Origin of the sequence: Macrococcoides bohemicum, from assembly GCF_016865215.1 — a bacterium.
Lineage (GTDB): Bacteria > Bacillota > Bacilli > Staphylococcales > Staphylococcaceae > Macrococcoides > Macrococcoides bohemicum.
On the sequence record NZ_CP054482.1, the window covers coordinates 1,697,434 to 1,713,134 of the forward strand.

The following is a 15,701-nucleotide window of genomic DNA, read 5'->3' on the forward strand; positions in this document are numbered from 1 at the left end:
TAAATAAATTTTAACACTTTTATTTAATCATTAATACAGGTTTAAAGCAACAATAATACAGCAATTATTTATTACGATTTTCTGAATACCATGTATCAAGTTCGTCTAAAAAGGCTTTCATTTTTCTTTCATCTTTAAAATCAGGAATATTAGCCAACAAAACTTCTACCGGCTTTGAATCTGTTACCTTTTTATTCTCTAGTACTAACAGACTTTTGCGCAAATTTTCTGATTTAAATAGACTAGTAGGAAAATTTAAAAATGCCTGCATAACTGTTTCTGTAGCAATGAATTTTTGGAGCTGTCCTACTTTATCTCCTTCAAATAACATGCTCGGAACGATTAAAAATGCAAGACCCCCTGGTTTTAATGAAGCAATCGCTTGTTCAATTAGAAGATGGTGGCTATAACTATGTCCTTCTTTAAAGCCAAGCTTCATTTCGTGACTACGTTCATCAACCGGGTAATAACCAATTGGAAAATCTCCTACTGCTATATCGAAATCACCTTCTGGTAAAGGCATGATGGCATCTTGCGGGAAAACATCCATCGGCACTTCTAAAAAGTTCGCTAAGTGTACACTTAATCTAGATAATACTGGATCTACTTCTACTAATACGTGATCAAATGTCGTTTCAGGATTTTGTTCATGTATTGTGGCTGATAGGTGTCCAGTACCACTTGTCAGATCAAGCATCTTAATTTCTTTACTATCCTGCATAAATAATCGAATCACATATGCCACCAAATAACCGATACTGTCTGGTGTCATCTGATGATTTGGTTGAATCATCTCTTCTTTTAACATGCTTAAATAGCTGAACTGAAATGCTTTACGGCGGTCTATTACCGTACTACGTTCTAAAGTATCACGTTCATTCATATAAATATCTTCAAGTGCCAGACCTAAATTCTCAATGAAACTGTGTCCATTTTCTTTCTGAAATGCTTTAGCTTTATCGTCTACAAGTTTAAATAATTCTTCTATCATCATTATTTCCTTTCAAATAAAAACTGCCCACTCGGGGCAGCATTTATGCATTATTATTGTAAATTAGATTGATTTTAAAGCTTCGATAGCTTTATCATAATCCGGATGATTTGTTCCTTCTGAAACGATTTCAGTGTAAACTACTTCATTAACATCGTTTAGTACGAACACAGAGCGAGCTAATAAACGTAATTCTTCCATTACTACACCGTAGTTTGTACCGAATGATAAATCTTTATGGTCACTTAAAGTAACAACGTTATCTAAACCGTTAGCTGCACACCATTTTTTTTGTGCAAATGGTAAGTCAGCTGAGATAGTGATTACAACTGCATTATCAATGCTACTTGCTTCTTCATTGAATTTACGTGTTTGTTGTTCACATACACCAGTATCAATCGAAGGGATAACTGAAATTAATTTTTTCTTTCCTTCAAAGTCAGCTAATGTCTTAACATTTAAATCTGTATCTAATACTGAAAAATCAGGTGCTGCTGTACCTACAGTTACTTGCTCACCTAATAATGTTACCGGGTTATTTTTAAAAGTTACTTGAGTCATTTGTCTTCCTCCTTAAGTGTTATTCACTTAATAATTTACCATGAACAGCACAAATTATAAAACTATAAGCATTATTTTAATGGATGCCTTCATTTAATATAAATTGTCTGATTGGATCCTTGTCTTCTCTTACAACAAATGTATCACTCAGTATATCGTGTATTCCACGTTTTTTAGGATTGAATAATACAACAAGATAAAGCAGTGACCAAAAGAAATTACTAATATAACGACCGAATAATTCTCTTGTAAGCACTGTACCGATCGAAAGTTTTTCCTCCTTCAAACTTAACACTTTAAGACGTAGTATCATCTTACCTAAAGTTGCTCTAAAGCAATAAGTCATCAATATAAAATAGCTGAAATAAATGATCGCACTTAAAATATTTTCCACTGAGAACAGTCTTATACCAAAATAAGTATCATGTAACCCACCTAATCCAACGATTGGTCCAATGATAATCCCTTTAATACAAGAAATGAGAATAAGATCAATAATATACGCAATTAAACGAATGCCGAACCCTGCATGGGTCAACGCTAAAATTTCATCTTCAAGTTTACGCTTATGACTATATGTACCGCTAGCTCTTTCGCTTACATATTGACCATTATCGATTGGAGAATATTGACGGACTGTATTACTTTCGTTAAAATGTTCTGTCATTTTTCTCACCTACTCCCCATATAGATACATTGGCTCTAAACCTTGACGTTTTGACAGAATTTGTTGAACACGATCAACATCACTTTGTCCCATCAGTTGTTTAACGAATGTATTCGCTGCAAAGAAATCTTTACCGAAAAATGAATCATCCGCATTAAACTCGATCACTTCAGCATTCTTTGCTTTCAAATCTTCTTTCATCGCTTTTAATGCATCTTTTTCCATACCAATTTCATCAATTAAATTTAGTTTCTTAGCTTGTAATCCTGAGTAAATACGGCCATCAGCTATTTTTTTCACTTGTGCTGTATCAATATGACGCCCCTCACTGATCACTTTTACGAATGCATTATAGCTTTCATCTACAAAGCTCTGTAAAATCTTGCGCTCTTCTTCATCCATCTCTTTTGTCGGACTCATAATATCTTTATGCGGCCCACTTTTAATCGTATTAAATTTAACACCATATTTATCAGCTAATTCTTTATAATTCATAGATTGCATGATTACACCAAGAGATCCTGTAATGGTTTCACTTGAAGCATAAATTTTATCAGCTGGTGCAGAAATATAATATCCACCAGAAGCAGCCATATTTTTCATCGTTACATATACTTTTTTACCAGATTTTTTTATTGCTTTGATAGCATCATGAATTTCAGCGCTTTCATATACCCCACCACCTGGAGAGTTCACTACAAGCATCAGACCTTTAATATTGTCATCGTCTTTAATTTGTTCTAAAGTCTGTAATGTCTTCGTATGGTTGTATCCTGCTTCATCAAATAATCCTGGAACTCCAGTATCCTGGATTACACCGTCTACTTCAACACGTGCAATTTGGTTAGCTCCATCTGTACCTTCAAGTACCGTAGTACTTAGTTCATCATTTTTCATATTTGTAGCTTCTTCAAATGATTTCGAAAAATTCGTTGTTACAGCACTTGTAAAAAAACTTACAGACGTTCCTAAAATAAATAAAACTGCCGCAATAATCATTGCAATAACTCTTTTACTCATCAATTCATCCTCCAATATTTTTATTCTACTTAATCATAACAGATTATTGATATCGAAGAAGAATATCCATGCGCTTTTAAGGTAATTTTAAGATTCTTTACAAAAAAAGAAATATCTAATCGTTTCCTATAGATATTCCTTAATGTAATCAAATATATTTTTACCGATTAATAATACAGTCACACATACAAATAGTACTTTAACATATGATACACCTTTTCTAATGGCAAACTGGCTACCAACATAACTACCAGCAATCATCGCAGTGCCCATGCTTAGTCCATATGTAAAATTGACTTGCCCTAATACAATAAATAATAATAACGCACCTAAGTTACTCGCAAAGTTTAAGACCTTCGCGTTTCCTGCAGCACTTAAAAAGTCAAATCCGATAATCAAAAAGACAAACAGCAGGAAACTACCAGTTCCCCCGCCTAAAAAACCATCATAAAATCCAATTAAACCAATGATTATAATAAATAATATCAGTTTTTTCTTTGTAAGTTTCTGATACGTTGAAATATCGCCCCAATCTTTTTTAAATAATGTGTAAATTAATACGAGTGATAACATAATAATTGCAAGTGGCTTTAAATATTCTGGCGGCAGCTTTGTTGCAACAAATGCACCAATAATAGATAAAATAAATGATAACGGAAACAGTTTTGCAACGATATTAAAATTTACTTTACGGGAACGGATAAATGAAATCGCAGACGTAAATGATCCAAATGATGATGCTAGTTTATTAGTTCCTAATGCCATAGATGGCGGCATACCTGTGGCGAGTAATGCAGGAATACTAATCAGTCCCCCGCCACCTACCACGGAATCGATAAATGCAGCTAAAAATCCGAAAATAATTAAAATGAGTAAAATTTGAATATCCACATTGAATGCTCCTTTAGTTACTACTATAATAGTAACTATAAAACAAAATTGAAATTACGTAAAGAGGTGTTTTTTTGGAACAAGATATTATTAAACAAATGATGCATCTTGGATTAAGTAGCTATGAAGCAAAATGCTACTTAGCCTGTATCAAATTAGGTAAAGCAAACGGTTATCAAATCAGTAAACTTTCTGCAGTACCACGTGCCAGAATATACGATACGCTTGATAAATTAATTGAAAAAGAACTCGTAACAAAAATTGATGAAGCAGAACAAATCTATTATGTAGCACTCCCATATCAAACTTTTATTGATCGTAAACGAATGGAATATGAAAATACGATGAATGACTTACAGACTAATTTAAACAATATTAATACAGTTACACCAGAAGATATTATTATAAAGACATATCAAACAAAAGAAGATATTATCCAGAAAGTAAAAGAGATTATAAACAATACAAAAGAAACACTTTATGTTTCTTTATGGCCAGGTACACTAAGCAATATTGAAGATATATTAAAAGAAAGAGACATAGCTTTAAAAGGTATTATCTTCAAAAATAATCAATCCTTAAATCACAAAAACAACCAACTTTTTATCCATAGACCCACACGTTATACAGACACAATCGAAGATAAACAATGGTTTATTATTATCAATGATCAAGGCGAGATGATTTATGGGAGTGATCTTAATATTCAGTCACAAGCTTATTACTCAATTGATCCACAACAAATTTATTTAATGCAGAACTTTATCTGGCATGACATACTTGTAAATCAGCTTGTCGAACAGAACCCCGAAGCTGATGAATGGATAGAACTCAAGAGACAAGTATTCTTTACTTAAATATGGCAAAAAAGCTAGCGACGAATAATTGTCGCTAGCTTTTTAAAATTAACTTTCAAATATTTCTCCATTATCCATTCGAAATTGCTTTCTAAGTAAATCCGGATAATTCGTAAAAGCACCATCAATTCCTTCATTGATAAGTCGCTCCATATCTGTTTCATCATTTAAAGTATATGGGAAGACAAGAAAGCCGATATGATGTATACGTTCAATTAATGCCTGATCTAAATCTTTATAGTTAGGACCTACCGCATAAACAAACTGATGAATTTTCTCTAAATCATCATCGGTCATATTACGTAACATGCCTTTCTTGCATAACAATAGTAATGGAATGCCTTGCTTTAACTGATTCATCTTAATCAAACTTTCTAAACTAAACGACTGAATTACAGTTTGATAATTCGCCATTCTCTCGTCAGTTAACAAATTAAAATCTTCTAGAATCATCGTCAATTGTTCTTCCATACCTGGATAAATATCCGGTGCTTTCGTTTCTATATAATAATTCGCTTGTCCGTAACGCATAAACACTTCTCGTAAAGTCGGAACGGTCTGCTCAGCATAATAATCATGTGCAAGTTCGGGAAACTTATCATTAAACCACTGACCAATATGTATACGTTTTACCTCTTCAAGCGTCATTGCTTTGATTGTACCTTGCGTGAGTCCTGTGCGTTCAATCGTTTCATCATGCATCACGATAATTTCTCCGTCCAGGGTCATCTGTACGTCAAGTTCAATATAGTCTGCGTGCATATCAAAGTGACTTAAATCATAAGATGCATAACTATGTTCGGGTGCATAGGCACTAGCACCACGATGAGCAATTACCACATTTTTATCTAACATTATACCATCTCCTTATAAAAGGTCAGAGAAGTCGTTTTCCGCTTTTTGATTATTTTTTGAAAGTGTAATTGTCTCTATACCTTCAATCGCTTTCTCGATCATGGCATCAAAATCAACTTTACTTTCAAAGCTTTCTACTTTATCTAGTCTAGGATTAGTTTTAGGATTTTTCGGTGTAAATATTGTACAGCAATCTTCAAACGGTAAGATAGACGTTTCATATGTACCAATTTCTTTCGCTTTAATTACGATCTCTTCTTTATCATACGTTAATAAAGGGCGTAGAATCGGTAAGTTTGTGACCGCGTTAATGGCATACATACTGCCTAACGTTTGAGAAGCTACCTGACCTAAATTTTCTCCGTTGACAAGTGCTTTCGCATCGATTTGACGAGCAAATTGATCGGCGATACGCATCATCATACGACGCGTTGAAGTCATCGTTAAATTTTCTGGTACTGTCTTATGAATCATCTTCTGAATATCAGTAAAAGGCACGAGGTGAAGTTTAATTTCTCCGGCAGTTTCAGCCATTATCTGAGTTAAATCAATAACCTTCTGTTTCGCTTCTTCACTTGTAAATGGTGGGGAATGAAAATGTATCGCTTCAATTGTAACACCACGACGCATCACTTCAATTCCTGCAACCGGAGAATCAATACCACCAGATAACATTAACAATGTCTTTCCACCTGTACCAACCGGTAATCCACCTGCGCCTTTAATAACGCGTGAGTAAAGATATGCTGCGTCGCGACGAATTTCAACTAATAACTTGTAGTCAGGATCTTTTACTTTAACAGTTAGATGCTCGATATGATTTAATATCTCTCCACCAAGTATTTGCTGTAAATCAAATGTTTCATAAGGAAAGCCTTTATCAGATCGTTTCGCATCTACTTTAAACGTTTTGCCTGGTTCATCAATGTCTTTAGCTAATACAACAGCTGCTTCTTTAATTGCTTCGATATCTTTTTCTACTTTAACAACAGGACTTACTGAATGTACACCAAATACTTTAGAGATACGACGCATAATCTCTTCAACATCCGCATCTTCTGTAACTTCAACGTACATTCTATCTCTATTCGCTAATACTTTATATCCTTCTAAAGGGATTAAAGCGTATTTAATATTACGTTTTAACTGGTTAACAAATGTGTTACGGTTTCCTGATTTTAATGTCAGTTCGCCGTATCTCACTAATATATGATCAAATTTCATCGTTTTAATAGCTCCTTCATCTCTTCATAGATCAATTCAAATGCTTTAATAAAAGCTTCAATATGTGCATCAGTCGTATATTTATCAAAAGAAATACGTACACTTCCAGTAATCGCATCTTCTGGTACATGGAGTGCAGTTAATGTTTCATTTAACTTTGCTCGCTTTGATGAACAGGCACTCGTTGTAGATATCATAATACCATGTTTAGAAAAACTATTGACGATAACTTCACCTTTTACCCCGACAAATGAAATATTTACAACATGCGGCGCACCGTCTTTTACTGAATTTACACGAACACCAGGATACTGACTCACCTTAGATTCTATCGTCTTTTTATACTGGTTCATACGCTTGATACTATCTTCTTGTTCATTTAAAGTTATACGCATCGCTTTTGCCAAAGATACGTCACTCGCAACATTAACTGTGCCACTTCTAAAGCCATATTCTTGTCCTCCACCAAATAAAGTATGCGTAATGGTAACTAGTTGATCAAACACAAGTATCCCTTGTCCTTTTAGACCATTGAATTTATGGCCACTTAATACAAAACTATCCATCATCTTAGCATCAATCGGTAGTTTACCAAAGGATTGTACACAGTCTACATGAAAATGAATCTTTGGATATTCCTGAATAATATCATGTATCTCTTTAATCGGTAGAATTGCACCCATCACGTTATTAACATGCATTAAACAAACCATGATGACATCCTGATCAAGTATAGATTTAAAATGTGCGAGATCAAGCGTGGCATCTTCATTAAACTGAACATATTTAATATTAAAGCCTTCATCTTCCAGTGCTCTGACTGTTTCTAACACCGATGGATGTTCAAGTTTAGAAGTGATGATTGTCTTTCCAAACGGTTTCTTACTGCGTGCCATTCCAGTAATCACTAGATTATTTGATTCTGTTGCACCACTCGTAAAAATAACTGATTGATGGGTTAACCCCAACAATGATTTAATCTGATCTCGAGCGGATTCAAGTAATTTATTTGCTTCTAAACCTTTGCCGTGAGGACTGCTCGGGTTAAAGAAGTATTTCGTATTGACAGTATTAAAAGTATTTAATACTTCAGGGTCTGGTTTTGTTGTTGCACAATTATCTAAATAATTCATAAATTCACCTCAATGAATAAAAGACTTGAACGAATTCAAGTCTTTTAATGCTTTATTATTGTCTTTGATTTAATACACTTGCTTCAATCTTTTCCGTAACACCAGGTTCAACACGCTCAATTGCAGCTTCTGCAATCTCGACCGCACGCTTATATCTGTTGTTACTAAATAATCGTTCTGCTTCGTTTAAATCTTTGTTTACATCTGGCCTTTCTTTTCTATATCGATTACCATACTGTATCAATTTCTCAGCATACTTGGCATTTTCTAATACGTCAACCGCTTCGGCTTCAAATGTATTCATCGTAATTAATACTTTGTTTACTTTATCACGAACTTGCGTCACATTCATCGGACGTTTATTGAATAGTTGGTGCACTTCACGTGTTTCAATATCAATTTCATTCTTCATGATAATAAACCGTTCAGGTACGCTTGATAAGTTAGATGCAAGTAATCGGCGATAAATATCTTCTTTCTTAGCTTGAATCTTTAATATATTCTTTTGCGCTTCCTGCTCATCTTCACGTAAATTTGTTAAATGCTGCTGTATCTTATCCTGGTTATCATTGATGACTTTCACATGGTCATCAATATATCTTAGATTATCTTCAACTTCAGTATAGCGAATACTTGATTTAGCTGTTTCAGTTAAGATTTCATCATAAACTGTAATTAAACTCTGTATCTCATTATCATACTGACGAACTTTTTGAATATCTTCTTCATTGATATAGTAGCTTTCTTTTACGTATTCAATTTCAGTACGTAATGTATAGTTCATATCTTTTGCATGGAATAACTGATCGGTAATGCTTTCTTTCGTTGTCTCTACTTTATTCTTAGCCTTCACTTCATATTCGATTAACTCTAACATTTCATCAAGTGAGTCATTGATTTCATTAATAATCGCCTCTGCTTCATTTAACTGTAATCTCGCAATTAACGGTTCTACTAAATTAAGCTTACCTTTTAATGTTTGTAGATTACTATCCACTTTAACATGTTCTAAATTGTAACCTTCAATCTTCAGATCACGACATCCGAAACGAATATCCTGGAACTGTCCTGGCAATTCTTTTTGAACATCACGAATAAGTAATGGAATATCTTCCATATCTTCTTTTAAACGTGTCATTTCATTATGTAGAGCAGTAATATGATCATGGGCATCATCATAATTTCCAGCTGCAACTAAACCTTCATATACTTCAATTTTTGGTGCATACGTTTCAATTTGAGCTTCCAGCGGATCAGCAGCTTCTCCAAATTGATGACGGTTCGCTAACACATCACGCTTAGCTTCTCTATAAATAATTTTACAAGCATCATATTTTCTATCATCTTCTTTCGTTGACGATAAATAATTATTAATCTCTTTAGTAAAATGCTGATATTTCTTTTCAATCTGATCAAGTAAATGATGACTTTCTGCAACCTTCTCTTCACTTTCTTTAAACTTATATTTATCCAGCGCTTCATCAGCATCATTTATAGTTAACTCACAAGCTTTAATATCTTCATTCAAAACAGTCTGCCATTCTTTTTTCCATTTATCAAAACGGCTATTTGCTTGACCTGATAAATTTAAAACTTTAACTTTTACGAGTTCATCCTGGAACGGTAAATTTTTGATTGCATTTTTTCTTGCTTCAACACGCTCAACACTTGCTCTTTTTTGATTTCTTAAATAAAACATAATACCAATAATAATTAGTATTAAAACGATTATTCCAACTATGGCATATATCATCAATTTTCATTCCTTCCAAAGTACTCTTACCTATTATAACGTAAAATATGTATTACAAAAACAATTAATTGTGAAAAGTTCTCAAATTCGTTACACTAATGAATACTAATCATTAGAATTTACAAAATGGAGTGATATTATGTTTGAAACTAGCCATATTAAAGATTATAAGACACTCAATCAAATGCTTGATGCTTTGCTTGAAGGAGAAGATGATATTGTAAGTCTTCTCGCAAATGCGAGTGCACTGCTCAATGAATTTCTTACTGACGTAAACTGGGTTGGATTCTACACGATGAAAAATAATCAATTACAACTTGGACCATTCCAGGGCAAACCAGCATGTGTAACAATCCCTGTCGGAAAAGGTGTTTGTGGTACTGCAGTAAGTGAACAAAAAACGATGCGTATCGAAGATGTCCATGCATTTCCTGGTCATATCGCATGTGATGCGGCAAGTCAATCTGAAATCGTTGTACCAATAATCATCAACGATAGTGTATTTGGCGTGCTGGATATCGATGCGCCAATTAAAGATCGCTTTACTGCTGAAGATCAGGAAGGCTTAGAAAATTTCGTATCGGTGCTGAAGAACCACTTATCAAAATTAGTGTAATTCGTTATTGACAATACATATCAACATGTTATAATAACATCTATGTGAATAAACGAAGATAGCAGATAAATATTGAGGCGCTCTATAGTGTCCCCTATGTTGGCGTGTTGTGTAACTGAAGCTATAAGGCGAAGACACGGAATGACACCATATCGACTTAAGCATTTATCATATTTTTGTTTTTTACATAAAAAACAAAAAAGAGGAGGAGTCACATTATGGCTCGTTTTACAGGTTCAACTTGGAAAAAATCTCGTCGTTTAGGAATTTCTTTAAGCGGCACTGGTAAAGAATTAGAAAGACGCCCTTACGCTCCAGGACAACACGGTCCTAACCAACGTAAAAAATTATCTGAGTATGGTTTACAATTACAAGAGAAACAAAAATTACGTTACATGTACGGAATCAACGAACGTCAATTCCGCACAATCTTTGACCGTGCTGGTAAAATGAAAGGTATTCACGGTGCTAACTTCATGGCACTTTTAGCATCTCGTTTAGATGCAGTAGTATACCAATTAGGTTTAGCACGTACACGTCGTCAAGCACGTCAATTAGTTAACCACGGTCACATCATGGTAGATGGCGCTCGCGTAGACATCCCATCATACCAATTAAAACCTGGTCAAGTGATTTCAGTTCGTGAAAAATCACAAAAATTAAACATCATTGTTGAGTCAGTTGAATTATCTAACCATGTTCCTGAATACTTAACTTTCGATGCAGAAAAATTAGAAGGTACTTTCGTACGCGTTCCAGAACGTAGCGAATTATCAGCTGAAATTAACGAACAATTAATCGTTGAGTACTACTCAAGATAATATTTGTTCACAAAAAACACCAATCTTTCGATTGGTGTTTTTTTAATATACAGAAACATTATTATTACTTTCAATTTCAGCTTGATTCCGAACAACATTCTCCTGATCATAAGTTTTCATAAAATAATGATTATTGTTAAAAACAATCCAAAGGGCTTTTTCATCGTCACTCTCCTTTGTTAGGATATACATATCATAACAAGAGGATATTAAGTCATCTTTAATAATCATTGAGTTCTCGTTAAAAATGTTAAAGAGTTATGTATATTTCAAAATTCTCATAAAAAAATTTAACGAAAAACAAAATCTAAATTTTTCGCATTCCTATATTTGAATGATATTATTATCTTGTTTAAAGCTATAGCAATGTATAATAACTTTTCATTTAATGCTTTAAATATTAATTTCAAGTAAATATATTAAACAATACATCAATTACTTCAAAAAGGGGATAAAAAATATGGTTAAACATACATTTAAATGCACTGCAAAATTTACCGGTGGATATAATGGTGTCGGTACGATAGAAAATAAACATTTAAAATCTCAAATCTCAATTCCAGAGGAAATGAATGGACCTGATATTGGTACAAATCCTGATGAAATGTTGATGTCTGCTGCAGCAACTTGTTTTACCATCACCTTAAGCTCTTATTTTGAGAAGAATAATCTTTACACAGAGGTTGATCACGTAGATGCTACTGCTACAATATCAGTGGACAAAGGTCTTCAAACATATGAAAGTATTTCATATCAAGTTCACTTAAAATCTGTTGAAGATAATGACCAGGAAGTAAATATTCCTAAATTAAAGAGAATCATTGAAAAAGCTGAAAATAACTGTATGATTACAAAAGCATTGAAAGGAAACGTAGTAGTTAGTATTGAAAGTATCCTGTTAGATAATAGCTATATAATATAACAAAAGCCTGATAGCACTCGTATAAATTTGAGTGCTATCAGGCTTCACTTATTTAATTATTATTTTTATATACTAATAGCTAGAAATTTCAGATTAAAAATTTTAATACATCGATGCATTCTACAACTATAATAATAAAACAATTGTGATTGTTTATTAACATTATCTCAGTTGTGGTGGGGTTTACACTTTAACTCAGTTGGAATCAATGTTAATAGATAAATTATATGAAAATTCATACAAAAAATCATATAAAGTGTAAATTATTACAATATTATTATAACTTAATAACTACTGAATTTTCAGACTACTGCATTAAAATTAAATTGACATCTTAAAGCTTTAACAATAAAATAGTCAAGTACGGAAGAAAAGAGGGATGGAAAAATGAGTTCAGTAACAGAGATAAAAAAACCAAAAAAGAAAAAATTTATAAGCTTACCTATGCAGATATTATTAGCATTAGTTCTTGGTGTTGTTGTAGGAGCCATGCTTAACGGAAAAACTGAGTATGTTAACTACTTTCAACCACTAGGTGATATTTTCTTACATTTAATTAAAATGATCGTAGTACCAATCGTATTTTGTTCACTTGTAATTTCGATTGCAGGAACTGGAGATATGAAAACTGTTGGTCGTTATGGCTGGAAAACGTTATTATACTTTGAAATTATTACAACAATAGCAATCGGATTAGGTATCATATTTGCTAACGTGTTTAAGCCAGGTTCAGGTATCGATAAGAATCTATTACCTAAAGGGGACGTTACGAAATATACAACAAATGCTGAAGCAGCTGCAGAATCTACATATGGTAACCACATGATAGATACAATCGTTAATATTATTCCAACAAATATTATCGATTCAATGGCTCAAGGTCAATTATTACCGGTAATCTTCTTCTCAGTATTTTTTGGATTAGGGTTAGCGGCAATCGGTAAAAAAGGTGAACCTGTTAAAGTGTTCTTCGATGGATTCTTAGACGTAATCTTCTGGATGACAAATCAAATTATGAAATACGCACCGATTGGTGTATTTGCGTTTATGGCAGTTACAATTATCAACTTAGGATTAGGTGCTTTAATCCCACTTGGTAAATTAGCATTAGTAGTAGCTGGATCAATGATTTTCTTCATCATCGTAGTACTTGGTGGTGTAGCAGCACTTTGTAAGATTAATATCTTCCATTTACTTGTTATCTTAAAAGAAGAATTAATCTTAGCATTCTCTACTTCAAGTTCTGAAACAGTATTACCAAAGATTATGGAGAAAATGGAGAAATTCGGTGCACCGAAAGAAATCGTATCATTCGTTGTACCTACAGGATATACATTTAACTTAGATGGTTCAGCATTGTACCAATCAATTGCAGCACTGACTATCGCTCAAATGTATGGGGTACAGTTATCAGTAACAGAACAGTTAGTATTATTAGTAACATTAATGTTAACATCTAAAGGTATGGCAGCTGTACCAGGGACTTCTATTGTAGTATTGATAACAACACTTACTGCAATGAACATTCACCCAGAAGGTTTAGCATTAATCATCGGTATCGACCGTATTTTAGATATGATGCGTACAGTTGTTAACGTCGTTGGTAACTCATTATCTACTTTAGTTATCGCGCGTTGGGAAGGCCGTCTGGATTACGAAAAAGGTCGTAGATATTACGAAACTTTTAAGAAGAAATAAAAAACCACCATTGGTGGTTTTTTTCTTCATTATTTCTCATTATATGCCTGTTGTCTTAAAAAGTCAGACACTGTTTTAATATCTTTATGAAATGGTCTGTCTTCTACAATACTAGGAACAATCTGACGATATTCATCATATTTAGCTTTTGTTTTCTCAGATAATTTTTCTGCACCTTTGATTTCAGCTGCCTGCAATGCAATAATACATTCAATTGCAATTACGTTTCTCACATTCTCTAATATTTGATACCCATGACGAGCAGCAATTGTTCCCATTGACACATGATCTTCCTGGTTAGCACTTGAAGGAATAGAGTCGACACTTGCTGGATGAGCAAGCGTCTTATTTTCTGATACTAAACTAGCTGCTGCATATTGCATAATCATAGCACCACTTTGTAAACCTGGTTCTGGTGATAAAAATGCTGGTAGTCCACCATTTAACTGTGGATTGACGAGACGTTCAATTCTACGCTCCGATACATTCGCTAATTCACTCAACCCTATCTTCAAAAAGTCTAAAGCAAAAGCAACTGGTTGACCATGGAAATTCCCACCTGAAATGACTAACGTTTCTTCACCCTGATCAAAAATAAGAGGATTATCATTAGCTGCGTTCATTTCCGCTTCTAATTTTTCTTTAACATACTCGAATACCTGGAAACTTGCTCCGTGAATTTGAGGGATACATCTTAGTGAATATGCATCCTGAACACGAACTTCACCTTGTCTCGTTGTTAATTGAGACCCCTCTAGCCAATCTAGCATACGTTTAGCCACACCAACTTGAGCATCATTATTACGCACAATATGAATATTTTCGTTATATGCATCTGTTATACCATTCAATGATTGATGCGTAAGTGAGGCGATCCATTCAGCCTGATATGCAATATCGATAGCTTCAATGTAATTGATGACACCTTGAGCAGTCATTGCCTGTGTACCATTAATTAATGCCAGCCCCTCTTTTTCCTGTAGCACTAAATGACTTCTTCCTAAACGTTCAAGTACATCTTTACTATTTTCAACTTTGCCTTGATATTCAACATCACCTTCTCCGATTAAAGCCAACGCCAAATGTGATAATGGTGCTAAATCTCCAGATGCTCCTAATGAACCTTGTCCAGGAATAACCGGAATAACTCGTTCGTTAATAAAGAATACTAATTGATCGACCAATGCTTCTGTTACCCCTGAGTGCCCTTTTAACATCGTATTAAGACGTAAAATCATCATAACAAGTGATACTTTTGAATGAAATGGTTGCCCCACCCCACAAGCATGTGAACGAATAAGATGTACTTGTAAATCATTGCATTTATCCTGGTCAATTAAAACATCACAAAACAATCCAAAACCAGTTGTAATACCATAAATCGTTTCTTTATTTTCTATGATCTTTTCTACAGTTTTTCTACTTCTTTTCACCCTGCTTAAAGCTTCATCAGATATAGCGACAACATCATTGTCATTTAAGAATTTTCTAATTGCATCGATTGTTAAATTATCACCTGTTAATAATAAAGTCATTTTCATTCCCCTTTTTAATTATTCTAATTTTTCAGACAATATCATTATAGAATGAAAACGATTACAAAACAATGGAATATCCAAAAATTGTATTATGGTATTGTGTTATCACATTAATGAAGTAAAGTTTAGATAAAATAAAAAAAACAGCCAAAAG

General features: G+C 33.6%; 16 protein-coding genes. 5 read left to right on the forward strand and 11 right to left on the reverse strand.

Annotation, left to right across the window (positions count from 1 at the left end):
* Positions 1-64: 64 nt before the first annotated feature.
* The 5 genes from HT586_RS08770 to HT586_RS08790 all read right to left on the reverse strand — a co-directional run bounded on the left by HT586_RS08770 (position 65) and on the right by HT586_RS08790 (position 4,130).
* The gene (locus HT586_RS08770; RefSeq protein ID WP_198337212.1) at positions 65-994 is read right to left on the reverse strand and encodes a class I SAM-dependent methyltransferase; all 930 of its coding nucleotides are present in this window, start codon (positions 992-994) and stop codon (positions 65-67) included.
* A gap of 60 nt (positions 995-1,054) precedes the next feature.
* The gene (gene tpx / locus HT586_RS08775) at positions 1,055-1,552 is read right to left on the reverse strand and encodes a thiol peroxidase (RefSeq protein WP_096076156.1); all 498 of its coding nucleotides are present in this window, start codon (positions 1,550-1,552) and stop codon (positions 1,055-1,057) included.
* Positions 1,553-1,628: 76 nt separating this feature from the next.
* Positions 1,629-2,219, reverse strand: coding sequence for an RDD family protein (locus HT586_RS08780; RefSeq protein ID WP_188017625.1), 591 nt, complete (start codon positions 2,217-2,219; stop codon positions 1,629-1,631).
* A gap of 9 nt (positions 2,220-2,228) precedes the next feature.
* The gene (gene sppA / locus HT586_RS08785) at positions 2,229-3,242 is read right to left on the reverse strand and encodes a signal peptide peptidase SppA (protein ID WP_096076154.1); all 1,014 of its coding nucleotides are present in this window, start codon (positions 3,240-3,242) and stop codon (positions 2,229-2,231) included.
* 123 nt (positions 3,243-3,365) lie between these two features.
* Positions 3,366-4,130: a sulfite exporter TauE/SafE family protein gene (locus HT586_RS08790; protein ID WP_203545616.1), complete on the reverse strand. Its 765-nt coding sequence runs from the start codon at positions 4,128-4,130 to the stop codon at positions 3,366-3,368.
* A gap of 74 nt (positions 4,131-4,204) precedes the next feature.
* On the opposite strand from HT586_RS08790, the gene HT586_RS08795 reads away from it, so the two are divergent.
* Positions 4,205-4,987: a TrmB family transcriptional regulator gene (locus HT586_RS08795; RefSeq protein ID WP_096076152.1), complete on the forward strand. Its 783-nt coding sequence runs from the start codon at positions 4,205-4,207 to the stop codon at positions 4,985-4,987.
* 48 nt (positions 4,988-5,035) lie between these two features.
* Here HT586_RS08795 and HT586_RS08800 read toward each other — a convergent pair whose 3' ends face one another.
* The 4 genes from HT586_RS08800 to ezrA are packed head-to-tail and all read right to left on the reverse strand — an operon-like array spanning position 5,036 to position 9,955.
* On the reverse strand, positions 5,036-5,842 hold the full coding sequence (locus tag HT586_RS08800; RefSeq protein WP_096076151.1) for a glycerophosphodiester phosphodiesterase: 807 nt from the start codon (positions 5,840-5,842) through the stop codon (positions 5,036-5,038).
* A 12-nt stretch (positions 5,843-5,854) separates the two neighbouring features.
* Entirely contained in the window at positions 5,855-7,066 is a 1,212-nt protein-coding gene (gene thiI, locus HT586_RS08805) for a tRNA uracil 4-sulfurtransferase ThiI (RefSeq protein ID WP_096076150.1), read from the reverse strand.
* Positions 7,063-8,199, reverse strand: a complete 1,137-nt coding sequence (locus HT586_RS08810; RefSeq protein ID WP_096076149.1) for a cysteine desulfurase family protein — start codon at positions 8,197-8,199, stop codon at positions 7,063-7,065. The genes thiI and HT586_RS08810 overlap by 4 nt, the downstream gene beginning before the upstream one ends.
* Positions 8,200-8,254: 55 nt before the next feature.
* The gene (ezrA, locus tag HT586_RS08815; protein WP_203545617.1) at positions 8,255-9,955 is read right to left on the reverse strand and encodes a septation ring formation regulator EzrA; all 1,701 of its coding nucleotides are present in this window, start codon (positions 9,953-9,955) and stop codon (positions 8,255-8,257) included.
* A gap of 136 nt (positions 9,956-10,091) precedes the next feature.
* Between ezrA and HT586_RS08820 the strand changes: the two genes are divergently transcribed.
* Positions 10,092-10,568: a GAF domain-containing protein gene (locus tag HT586_RS08820; protein ID WP_203545618.1), complete on the forward strand. Its 477-nt coding sequence runs from the start codon at positions 10,092-10,094 to the stop codon at positions 10,566-10,568.
* A 218-nt stretch (positions 10,569-10,786) separates the two neighbouring features.
* On the forward strand, positions 10,787-11,389 hold the full coding sequence (rpsD, locus tag HT586_RS08825; RefSeq protein ID WP_096076146.1) for a 30S ribosomal protein S4: 603 nt from the start codon (positions 10,787-10,789) through the stop codon (positions 11,387-11,389).
* 42 nt (positions 11,390-11,431) lie between these two features.
* Here rpsD and HT586_RS08830 read toward each other — a convergent pair whose 3' ends face one another.
* On the reverse strand, positions 11,432-11,620 hold the full coding sequence (locus HT586_RS08830) for a hypothetical protein (RefSeq protein ID WP_203545619.1): 189 nt from the start codon (positions 11,618-11,620) through the stop codon (positions 11,432-11,434).
* A 229-nt stretch (positions 11,621-11,849) separates the two neighbouring features.
* On the opposite strand from HT586_RS08830, the gene HT586_RS08835 reads away from it, so the two are divergent.
* Both HT586_RS08835 and HT586_RS08840 read left to right on the forward strand, forming a co-directional pair.
* Positions 11,850-12,311 (forward strand): OsmC family protein, encoded by a 462-nt coding sequence (locus HT586_RS08835; RefSeq protein WP_203545620.1) that lies wholly within the window; start codon positions 11,850-11,852, stop codon positions 12,309-12,311.
* Between the two features lie 387 nt (positions 12,312-12,698).
* On the forward strand, positions 12,699-14,009 hold the full coding sequence (locus HT586_RS08840) for a cation:dicarboxylate symporter family transporter (protein WP_203545621.1): 1,311 nt from the start codon (positions 12,699-12,701) through the stop codon (positions 14,007-14,009).
* A 29-nt stretch (positions 14,010-14,038) separates the two neighbouring features.
* Here the strand turns inward: HT586_RS08840 and hutH are convergent, their stop codons facing one another.
* Positions 14,039-15,544, reverse strand: coding sequence for a histidine ammonia-lyase (hutH, locus tag HT586_RS08845; protein WP_203545622.1), 1,506 nt, complete (start codon positions 15,542-15,544; stop codon positions 14,039-14,041).
* Between the last annotated feature and the right edge of the window lie 157 nt (positions 15,545-15,701).